The 10,279-nt window shown below is 60.5% G+C and carries 9 protein-coding genes; 6 read left to right on the forward strand and 3 right to left on the reverse strand.

The annotated features are described in order from the left end of the window. Nucleotides 1-33: 33 nt before the first annotated feature. Complete coding sequence (locus ACFFAR_RS01330; protein WP_174362224.1) at nt 34-2,352, reverse strand: FdhF/YdeP family oxidoreductase; 2,319 nt, start codon at nt 2,350-2,352, stop codon at nt 34-36. Between the two features lie 137 nt (nt 2,353-2,489). Here ACFFAR_RS01330 and ACFFAR_RS01335 point away from each other — a divergent pair, with 137 nt between their 5' ends. The 5 genes from ACFFAR_RS01335 to ACFFAR_RS01355 all read left to right on the forward strand — a co-directional run bounded on the left by ACFFAR_RS01335 (nt 2,490) and on the right by ACFFAR_RS01355 (nt 6,548). Continuing rightward, entirely contained in the window at nt 2,490-3,920 is a 1,431-nt protein-coding gene (locus ACFFAR_RS01335; RefSeq protein ID WP_375507423.1) for a PLP-dependent aminotransferase family protein, read from the forward strand. Beyond that, entirely contained in the window at nt 3,913-4,197 is a 285-nt protein-coding gene (locus ACFFAR_RS01340) for a helix-turn-helix domain-containing protein (RefSeq protein ID WP_062001029.1), read from the forward strand. The genes ACFFAR_RS01335 and ACFFAR_RS01340 overlap by 8 nt, the downstream gene beginning before the upstream one ends. Before the next feature lie 16 nt (nt 4,198-4,213). Beyond that, nucleotides 4,214-5,068 (forward strand): AraC family transcriptional regulator, encoded by an 855-nt coding sequence (locus ACFFAR_RS01345; protein WP_375507424.1) that lies wholly within the window; start codon nt 4,214-4,216, stop codon nt 5,066-5,068. Between the two features lie 43 nt (nt 5,069-5,111). After that, on the forward strand, nt 5,112-5,912 hold the full coding sequence (locus ACFFAR_RS01350) for a class I SAM-dependent methyltransferase (RefSeq protein ID WP_375507425.1): 801 nt from the start codon (nt 5,112-5,114) through the stop codon (nt 5,910-5,912). A gap of 213 nt (nt 5,913-6,125) precedes the next feature. After that, complete coding sequence (locus tag ACFFAR_RS01355) at nt 6,126-6,548, forward strand: GNAT family N-acetyltransferase (RefSeq protein WP_075360244.1); 423 nt, start codon at nt 6,126-6,128, stop codon at nt 6,546-6,548. A gap of 47 nt (nt 6,549-6,595) precedes the next feature. Here ACFFAR_RS01355 and ACFFAR_RS01360 read toward each other — a convergent pair whose 3' ends face one another. Then, the gene (locus ACFFAR_RS01360) at nt 6,596-7,810 is read right to left on the reverse strand and encodes a YeeE/YedE thiosulfate transporter family protein (RefSeq protein ID WP_174364183.1); all 1,215 of its coding nucleotides are present in this window, start codon (nt 7,808-7,810) and stop codon (nt 6,596-6,598) included. 119 nt (nt 7,811-7,929) lie between these two features. Next, nucleotides 7,930-9,249 carry an Nramp family divalent metal transporter gene (locus ACFFAR_RS01365; protein WP_062001025.1) on the reverse strand — a complete coding sequence of 440 codons (1,320 nt, stop codon included), beginning with the start codon at nt 9,247-9,249 and terminating at the stop codon, nt 7,930-7,932. 262 nt (nt 9,250-9,511) lie between these two features. On the opposite strand from ACFFAR_RS01365, the gene ACFFAR_RS01370 reads away from it, so the two are divergent. Beyond that, the coding region (locus tag ACFFAR_RS01370) for a YncE family protein (protein ID WP_375507426.1) at nt 9,512-10,279 on the forward strand (768 nt) is incomplete at its 3' end.

The raw sequence follows: 10,279 nt of genomic DNA on the forward strand, positions 1-10,279 counted from the left end.
CGAGCGCGGTTTTTCGTCGACCCGTGAACAAGCTCAAGCCGCTTCCAGTTGCGATACGGCGGAAGCCCTCAGCAACACCGGAATGGATTTCGACGTAGGCGTTCCGGCGCCATCGGCGACGCTCGACAACGGCACGAGCGGATTCGTTTCCGGATAATAAGCGCCAAGACACCCTCGCGGAATGTCGTACTCCACGAGCAGGAAACCATCGACTCGACGCTTCACGTTGTCGTCCCAGACGCTCGTGATGTCCACGCGTTGCCCCGCTTCGAAACCCAGCATCTCGATGTCCAGCGCGTTCGCAAACAGCACGTGGCGCTGGCCATACACGCCGCGATAGCGGTCATCGAGACCGTAGATGGTCGTGTTGTACTGATCGTGCGAGCGCGTTGTCATCAGTGTCATCAAACGCTCGCCATGCATGTGGCGTGCGCGGTGAATCGGCGAATCCAGGTCGATGGGATTCACGAGGAACTGCGCCTTGCCCGTCGGCGTATTCCACACGCGTTCACGCGATGCCACGCCGAGATGAAAACCGCCCGGATGCTTCAGGCGTTCGTTGTAGTTCTCGAAGCCATCGATCACCTTTTCAATGCCATCGCGAATCAGCGCGTAGTCGTTTGCGTTTGCAAGCCAGTCGACTTTCGCGCTGCCAAGCGTCGCGTGCGCCATGCGCGCAACGATCGCGATCTCGGACAGCAGGTTTGCCGATGCCGGCTTGTTCATCCCGTACGAGATGTGGACCATGCTCATCGAATCTTCGACACTCACACCTTGCGCCACGCCGTTCTGCATGTCGATCTCGGTGCGTCCGAGCGTCGGCAGGATCAGCGCGTCGCGGCCATGAATCAGGTGACTGCGGTTGAGCTTCGTCGTGATATGCACGGTCAGGTCGCAAGAACGCATGGCTTCCCAGACGCGTGGCGTATCGGGCGTGGCGATCGAAAAATTGCCGCCGAGTCCAATGAACACCTTCACGTCGCCGGCGAGCATCGCTTCAATCGAGCGCACCACGTCGTAACCATGTTCGCGCGGCGGCTCGAAGTCGTAAGCGGCGCCAAGGCGATCCAGGAACGCTTGCGTCGGCCTTTCTTCGATACCCACAGTCCGGTCACCCTGCACATTCGAATGTCCGCGCACCGGGCACAGGCCCGCGCCGAGCTTGCCGATGTTGCCGCGCATCATCATCAGGTTCGACAGGATCTGCACGGTCGGCACGGAATTCTTGTGCTGTGTGAGGCCCATGCCCCACGTTGAAATCACGGCGCGGCCGCGCACGTAGATGTCGGCGAGTTGCAGCACGTCTTCGATCGGCACGCCGGATTCCGCGACGATCGCGTCCCAGTCCTCAGCGCGAAGATCGTCGGCGAAGGCATCAAAACCTACCGTATGTTCTTCGATGAAATCCACGTCGAGCATGCGCTGCAAGCCTTGTTTCAGGGCTTCATCGTCGAGTTCGATCACGCGTTTTGCCACGCCCTTGATCAAGGCGAAGTCGCCGCCGATCTTCGGGCGGATGAAAACCGAGCTGATCTTCGTGCTGCCGCCGGTCAGCATTTCCACTGGATGCTGCGGGCTTGCAAAACGTTCGAGACCCCGTTCGCGCAGCGGGTTGATCGACACGATGGTCGCGCCGCGCTTCGCGCATTCGCGCAATTCGCCAAGCATGCGCGGGTGATTCGTCGCGGGATTCTGGCCGAACAGAAGCAACGTATCGGCGTGTTCGAAGTCCTCGAGCGTAACGGTTCCCTTGCCGACGCCAACGGTCACGGGCAAGCCGCGGCTCGTGGCTTCGTGGCACATGTTCGAGCAGTCCGGGAAGTTGTTGGTGCCGTACATACGCACGAACAACTGGTAAAGAAACGCAGCTTCGTTGCTTGCGCGGCCGGATGTATAGAACGCGGCGCGGTCGGGGTTGTCGAGGCGATTCAGATGCTCGGCGATCAGCCCGAACGCGTCGTCCCAAGAGATGGGGACGTAGCGGTCGCGGGCGGCGTCGTAGACGAGCGGATCGGTGAGGCGTCCGTGCTGTTCCAGCTCGTAGTCTGACTGCGTCATCAACGCTTCGACGGTGTGATCCTCGAAGAATGCAGGCGTGACGCGTTTGCTCGTGGATTCGGCGGCGACGGCCTTCACGCCGTTTTCGCAGAACTCGAATGTGGATGCATGTTCGCGATCCGGCCAGGCGCAACCGGGGCAATCGAAACCGTCGGGCTGGTTCTGGCCGAACAGCAACCGGTAATTGCCGCCGGAGACCTTTTCTTTCAGCAGGTTGATGGCGACGTACTTCAACGCGCCCCAGCCGGCGGCGGGGTGCGTGTACGGCTCGATACGGGGTTCTGGCTTTTTCATGTCATTTAACCGCTTGTGCAGGAGGCTGTACGCCAATGACAAGAGGTTACTGTGTTCCACGGAGCGCGCGGTACACAAAAAATCGGATGTGCAAGGAGTACAGTTGCAGACTCAAGACTTTTAAGGCGATTTGCATCGTGTTGCTTTACGAAAAGCTTGCGGCTGAGGTCGAAGAAGCCATGCGGCGCGGCGTGTTCGCGGTTGGCGAACGCGTGCCTTCCGTGCGTCAGGCGAGCACGCAGTACGACGTCAGCATCAAGACGGTCCTGCGCGCGTACGCTTTGCTGGAAAGCCGCGGTCTGCTGGAGACGCGACCGCAATCCGGCTACTTCGTGCGCGAGATGCCGGCGGCAAAGGCTGAACCGCCTACAGCGTCGCAGCCGCCGGCGGTTGCATCGACGGTCGATGTCAGCCGCCTCGTGCTCTCCACACTGCGCTCCATCCGCTCGGAGGACGCCACGCCGCTCGGCTCGCCGTATCCGGACCCGTCGCTGTTCCCGTGGCGCAAGATCAACCAGTTGGCGAACGCCATCGCCCGGCGGCATTCGAGCTGGAATCTGATCGATGACCTGCCGCCCGGCAATCCCGAATTGATCCGCCAGATCGCGCGGCGTTACGCGGAGAACGGCGTACCCGTGGACCCGGACGAGATCGTCATCACGGTCGGCGCAACCGAGGCCATCAACCTGAGCCTGCAGGCCGTCGCCAAACCCGGCGACACGGTCGCGGTCGAGTCGCCGACTTACTACGCAATGCTGCACGCGATCGAGCGCATGGGAATGCGCGCCATCGAAGTGCCGACGCATCCGTCCGAAGGCATCGATATCGATGCGTTGGCGAATATCATCGGCGAGCATGAAATTTCGGCGTGCATGGTCATGCCCAACTTCCAGAACCCGCTGGGTTTCGTGATGTCCGATGCAAACAAAAAGCGCCTTGTCGCGTTGCTTGCGACGCACGAGATTCCGGTGATAGAAAACGACGTGTACCAGGAGCTCTACTACGGCGATGCACGTCCGTCCGCGCTCAAGAACTTCGATAAAAAAGGCCTCGTGCTGCATTGTGCGTCGTTTTCAAAGAGCCTGACGGCGTCCTACCGGATCGGCTGGGCGATGCCCGGGCGCTACAGGCGGCAAGTCGAGAAGCTCAAGTTTCTCAACACGCTGACGACGCCTTCGGTGCCGCAGGTCGGCGTGGCGGATTATCTGAGGCAGGGCGGCTACGACCATCATTTGCGCCACGTTCGCCGTGTTTACCGGCAACAGGCCCGGCTCATGATCGCCACCGTGCTGCGCTTTTTTCCGGCGGGCACCCAGACTTCCGAGCCGATGGGCGGCTACGTACTGTGGGTCGAACTTCCGTCCAGCGTCGATTCAATGAAGCTTTATAAAGCGGCGCTCGATCGCGGCATCACAATCGGTCCCGGGACGATGTTTTCATCGCGCGATGCGTTTCGCCATTTCATCCGGCTCAACTACAGTTATCCTTGGAACATACAAACAGAAGCCGCGTTGAAAACGCTAGGCGAACTGGCCGACAGCATGGCCGGCAGGAGACAGCATGAATGATGAAATCGATCCGGCGCTGATCGCGATCCTCACGCAGTTGTGGCGCGCCGCGGAAGAATCGCCCGCGCGGGCGTGGTCGCTCGCGAAGTTATCGAAGCAGTCCGGCTTGCCGATGAGCAGCTTGCGCCGTCAAATCACGGCGTTATCGGATACGGGTTTGCTCGACACCACACCGAGCGACGCAGGCGTGCCCGCAGTGGCCCTGACCGATGCCGGCAAGGATCTCTGTGCGCAGTTGTTTGCACGAGGGACCGAACCGGGGCTCGGCGAACCTTGATGCACTGCCTGATCCAATGAAAGCGCCTCCTGCCCATGCATGCAAAGTCCTTGGCTCTCCATGGACCAGCGTGTATTGCACCGATATAGAGAGCGCCTGCCACTTCGGCAAGCACTGGCACGCGACCTATGGTCTCGGTTATCTGGAGAGCGGCGCGCAAAGCTCGGCGAGCGGGCGCGGTCAGGTCGACGCATTTGCCGGCGACCTGATCACGACCAACCCCGGGGAGGTCCACGATGGCCGGCCACTCGGCGGCGCCTCGCGTCGCTGGCGCATGGTGTATCTCGAGCCTGAGACGGTTGCATCGATGTCACTTGACCAGCATCCGGTCGCGCTGACGCGTCCGGTGATTCACGACCCACGGCTTGGCATCGCGCTTAAGACGCTGTTGGACCGGATCGAAAACTTCGACGCCACACACGGTTCGAGCGGCGCGGACGCACTGGCGTGTGAAGAGTCGCTCGCCGAGACCTGCACGCTGTTGCTGAATGGTCATTCCACGGCGCGCATCGAGCGTGAGACTGCTCACGATATTGGCCGTGTGCGTGATCGTCTTGCCGATGAAGCACTCGACCCGCCCACGCTCGGCGAGCTGGCGCTAATGGTCGGCCTGAGCAGGTTTCAGGTGCTGCGGCGATTTGAAAAGATGTACGGCGTGCCGCCTCACGCCTGGTTGTTGCTGCAACGTGCGGAACGCGCACGGGCTCTCATACGGGACGGCGCGAGTCTCGTCCAGGCCGCGGCCGACTGCGGTTTTGCGGACCAGAGTCACATGACCCGCATCTTTGCGCGCCACTTCGGATTCACGCCGGGCGCGTGGCAGAGAACCCTCCTTCAATCGCGCCGCAATTTCATTCAAGACGGGCGCTGACGCAGACCCGAAACTAGGCGGACCGAAAAGGAGGTCTGGTTTCATGACTGCATACGTACACGGTTATCTATCGCAAGAGAACAGCCGGCTGCACGATCAGGCGAGGACGCTGGTCGACTTGCTGCATGCCGATACCATTTATCCGGCCGGCGCAATCGTGCTGGAAGCGGGGTGCGGGGTCGGTGCACAGACAGTCACGCTGGGGCGCCAAAGTCCGGATGCACGCTTTGTATCGGTGGACATCAATGCGGAATCCGTCGAGGAGGCAAGACGCAAGACAGAAGCCGCGCAACTCACGAACGTGCGGTTTCATCATGCCGATATTTTTGCGTTGCCGTTCGAGGCGGATTCCTTCGATCATGTGTTCGTCTGCTTCGTGCTGGAACATGTCGCGAAGCCGGTCGAGGCGTTGACGCGGCTCAAACATCTGCTGAAACCCGGCGGCACGATCACGGTCGTGGAAGGCGATCATGGCTCGGCGTTTTTTCATCCGGATAGCGCTGAAGCGCGTGCAGCAATTGCGTGTCAGGTCGCATTGCAGCGGCAAGCGGGCGGCAATGCGTTGATCGGCAGGCAGCTTTATCCCCTTCTGTTTGATGCCGGTTTTGGCAACCTCCGCGTATCGCCGCGATTGGTGTACGCGGACGCGAGCCGCCCCGAACTGGTCGATGGATTCACGCGAAAGACCTTCACCGCGATGATCGAAGGCGTGCGCGAACCTGCCATATCCGCTGGACTGATCGACCCGCGAGTGTTCGACCGCGGCATCCAGGATCTTTATCGTACGGCGCAAGACGACGGCGTGTTCTGCTACACGTTCTTCAAGGCTGTCGGCGTCAAATAGAACGACCGCCCGGCCGCGTTAATCAATTCACGCATCTTTCGATAGCAGAAAAATGCATTACCGTCATGACGCAGCCATCACCTACGGCGAACAGCTCATTCCGGCGATACGCAAGCGCATCGCCGAACTGGACCGCAAAAGGTTCGCAGCTTGCCGTGTTCTTATAAACTGTTTCCGGGCAATCAATCAAACCGTGCTTGGCAGGAAGAAACGATGGACGTACAGATTCGGGACATGGTACTTGACGACTACGACGCGGTGCTCGCGCTGTGGCGCGAGACACCGGGCGTGGACATTCGGCCGGTGACTGACAGCCGGGAAGGGATTGGACGCTTGCTGGCGAGGAATCCGGGGTTGAGCGTTGTCGCGTTCAATGCCAACACGATGATCGGTTGCGCGCTCGCCAGTCACGACGGCCGCCGGGGTTTCTTGCAGCACGTCGTGGTCGCGCCTGTTGCGCGAGGCCAGGGCGTGGCGCGCAAGATGATCGATATCTGCGTGGAGCGCTTAAGAGAACATCACCTGGGGTGGGTGCATCTGGACGTCGTCGTCGATAACGAATCAGCCAGCGCGTTCTGGCTCAAGGCCGGCTGGCATCCGGTCGAGACGTTGACGCGGTTTTCGCGGAAGCTTTAGGCCGAATTCAGGCCGAACGCAAAGCGCAACGGCCTGAAGAAAAACAATCAGCAAGCAGTAGGCTTGAGCCGTTCCACTTCCAGCCCAAACACAGGGCGCAGCCGCGTCCCGACCACGTTGCCGAAGAACGCTGCAACGAGCCACAGCCAGCCGTGCAGGCTGCCCGAAACAATGCCGCTGAAATATGCGCCGATATTGCAGCCATAAGCGAGCCGCGCGCCATAACCGAGCAACAGCCCGCCGATGATCGCCGCGACCAGCGAGCGCAACGGCAAGCGCCATACCGGCGCGTAGCGGCCTGCAAGCCCCGCCGCCATCATTGCGCCGAGAACAATGCCGATATCCATCACGGACGTCACATCACGCGAAACGGGCGCGGCGAGCGCAGCGGCGTTCGCCTTGCTTGCCCAGTACGGCCAGCTCGCGACATCGAATCCGATCGCCGACGCCGCCTTCGCGCCCCACAACGCGAACGCCGACGTAATGCCCCACGGCCTCCCCGAAAGCGCGAGCGTGGCGAAGTTGAGCAACGCGAGCGCAATTGCGCCGGCAACGAGCGGCCATGGCCCATGCAGCCACGGCGATGCATGCGGCGGTTGCGTATGCGCGGCGACAAGCCTGCCATGCCGCCGTTTTTCGACCACGACCGTGATCCCCGCAATGGCAGCGAACACAACCCAGTTGAGCACGAGCGCCGGCCCCGCGCCGAGCGACTTCACGAGCGAAACGGGTTGCAGCGACGGCAACGCGGTCCAGAACGGCATATGCGCGGTGGCGACGACCGAGCCGACGATAAACGCCACGAGCGTCACGATCATGCGCGTGCTGCCGCCCCCGACGGTGTACAGCGTGCCCGATGCACAGCCGCCGCCGAGCTGCATGCCAATACCGAAGATGAACGCACCGAAGACCACCGACGTGCCGGCCGGCGAAACCAGTCCCGTGACCGGCATGCCGAACAGCGACCCGGCCGCGAGTGCTGGGAAGAACAACGCAACGCCGACTGCGAGCATGACCATTTGCGCGCGCAGGCCGGCGCCGCGGCCATCGGCAATAAAGACGCGCCACGCCGACGTAAAACCGAACGCCGCGTGATAAAGCGTGACGCCGAGCAGCGCACCGACGATATACAACGCGGCCTGCCGGCCGTTGACGGCTTGCGCGAGATACAGCGCGCCGGCAAGAATGAGAAGCGCGGCAATGCCGAGCGGCTTGGGATCGACGCTGAAATGGCGCGATACCGGTGAGGCTAGATCGGACATTCGATGCTCCGCGAGGTTTGCGAAAACGGGCATTTTCTCGCGTTTGGGAAAAGTGCGGGGTTAAAACCCTCGTGAAGCACACACCTTTACGGCCGCGTGTTGAGCGTTGGCCCCGACCTTCACGCATCCGGCAAACCCGGAATACTCACGCCGCCGGCCTGCAGCAGCAAAACCATGTTGAGCGCCAGCACAGCAACGGCCGCAACAATCGATGCCGCTCTGACGAGCGTTCTATTCTGATAATGGCCCATGACCTTCTTGCTGCACGTGAACCATACGAGCGCGGCCATTGGAAACGGTAACGCGAGACTCAGCACGACCTGACTCATGACCAGCGCCTGCGTGGTGTTCACGCCCATCCAGACGACGACAAAGCTCGGAATCATCGTCAGCGCGCGGCGTAGCCACAGCGGAATGCGGAACCCGACGAACCCCTGCATGATCATCTGCCCCGCCATGGTCCCGACGACAGAACTCGATATGCCCGACGCGATCAGCGACAAAAGGAAAATGCCGGCCGCGGCAATCCCCAATAACGGCGCTAGCGTGTGGTACGCCGTTTCGATCTCGGCCACTTCCGGATGACCCGAATGAAACGCGCCGGACGCCATGATGACCATCGCAATGTTGATCATGCCGGCAATGGTCAAAGCAATGACCACTTCCACGTTCGAAAACAGAATGATCTTCTTGCGCTCGACTTCCGTGCGCGCAGGCAGGCGCCGTTGCGTCAGACCCGAATGCAGGAAAAGCGCATGAGGCATGACCGTCGCGCCGATGATGCCAACCGCGATGGTGACCGCCTGCGCGTCCGGCAGCGATGGCGAAAAGAGGTGCAAGCCGACTTTCGCCCAGGCGACAGGCGTAATGAACAGCTCCGCCAGATAAGACAATCCGATGATTCCCACCAGCGCACCGATCACCAGTTCAAGCGGCCGGTAACCCGCTTTCTCGAACATCAGCAGGCCGTAAGTGATGACAGCCGTCACCACCATGCCGATCAGGATCGGCATGTGAAACAGCAAGCTAAGGCCAATAGCGCCGCCGAGGAATTCCGCGAGATCGGTCGCCATGGCGGCAACTTCGCTAACGGCCCACATGAGATAAACCAGCGGCTTAGGAAAATTATCCCGGCACAATTCGGCTAGGTTCTTCCCGGTGACGATGCCGAGCTTTGCAGAAAGCGCCTGGAATAACATCGCGATCAGATTCGCAAGCAACACAACCCACAACAATCCATAGCCGTAGCGCGCGCCTGCTTGAATATTGGTCGCGAAATTACCCGGGTCCATATAAGCGACGGAGACAACCACCGCCGGTCCCGCGAACGGAAGCAGGACAGCCAGGCCCGTGCGCCGGCCGTCGAGCACTTCCTGCATCGCACGCGTGGTGCTTTCGCTCATCGATCGACTAGTTTCGTTGCGCGCCCGGTCATCCATTAATCAACTCGATACGTTAGAGATAAAGGGTTTGCGTAATTGCGACCGGTATCCGGCTGTCTTCTTGCTATCAGGCGGCCGCACCAGCATGTCACGCGCGATGCTTCAATGGCTTAAGATTGCGCCGCTAAGCTAGGTTATTGGCCCTTAGCAAATGATCTGCCGTCTTTTGAGCTATCAAAACACATTTTTGGTCCTCCCGAACCTCCTCGAATTAAATCCTTTCAATATGCGTCGAACTGCAATCAGAAACCTTTCAATGATGACGCTGGCATCCGTACTGGCCTCCAGCGCTGCATTCGCCGCGATCGCCCCGGATTCAAAAGTCATCGTGCTGGATTCCGGCGAGGCGAAACTTACGCTTATCGATGAAGCCGCACGCAAGGTCGTCGGCACGCAACCGACAGGCAAGGAACCGCATCACCTGATGATCACGCCCGATGGCAGTTCGCTCATCGTCGCAGATTCCGTGTCGAATGATCTGATCTTTCTGGACCCGCATGACGGCAAGGTGCAACGGCGCCTCGAGGGGATCGAGGACCCGTACCAGCTCGGTTTTTCTCCTGACCATAAATGGTTCGTTACGGCGGGCTTGCGCCTGGACCGGATCGATATCTACAAATACGACGGCCACGACCTGACGCTCGCCAAGCGTGTGCCGCTCGCGAAGACGCCTAGCCACATGACGTTTTCATCGGATGCGCGAACGGTTTTTGTCACCTTGCAGGATTCCGGTGAACTCGCCGCCATCGACCTCCCGACGCAAACGGTGAAGTGGAAAATGCCCGTGGGCAACACGCCGGCAGGATTGTGGATGACGCCCGGCGACAAGGAATTGCTCGTGGGCATGACTGGCGAAGACGATGTCGCCGTGGTCGACTGGCACAAGCAGCAAGTCATCAAACGCATTCAGACGGGCAAGGGCGCGCACAACTTCCGCAATCTGGATGACGGCAAGCACATTGCCGTGAGCAATCGCGTGGCGAGCACGATCAGCATCATCGATGAAGATTCGCTGACCAACACGGGC

Origin of the sequence: uncultured Caballeronia sp. (assembly GCF_964243625.1) — a bacterium.
Classification (GTDB): Bacteria; Pseudomonadota; Gammaproteobacteria; order Burkholderiales; family Burkholderiaceae; genus Caballeronia.

Coding starts and splice junctions, on each gene's coding strand:
- ACFFAR_RS01345 (WP_375507424.1), top strand. CDS start 4,214: ATGAAAGCGCCTCCTGCCCATGCATGCAAAGTCCTTGGCTCTCCATGG.
- ACFFAR_RS01350 (WP_375507425.1), top strand. CDS start 5,112: ATGACTGCATACGTACACGGTTATCTATCGCAAGAGAACAGCCGGCTG.
- ACFFAR_RS01360 (WP_174364183.1), bottom strand. CDS start 7,810: ATGTCCGATCTAGCCTCACCGGTATCGCGCCATTTCAGCGTCGATCCC.
- ACFFAR_RS01340 (WP_062001029.1), top strand. CDS start 3,913: ATGAATGATGAAATCGATCCGGCGCTGATCGCGATCCTCACGCAGTTG.
- ACFFAR_RS01355 (WP_075360244.1), top strand. CDS start 6,126: ATGGACGTACAGATTCGGGACATGGTACTTGACGACTACGACGCGGTG.
- ACFFAR_RS01365 (WP_062001025.1), bottom strand. CDS start 9,249: ATGGATGACCGGGCGCGCAACGAAACTAGTCGATCGATGAGCGAAAGC.
- ACFFAR_RS01330 (WP_174362224.1), bottom strand. CDS start 2,352: ATGAAAAAGCCAGAACCCCGTATCGAGCCGTACACGCACCCCGCCGCC.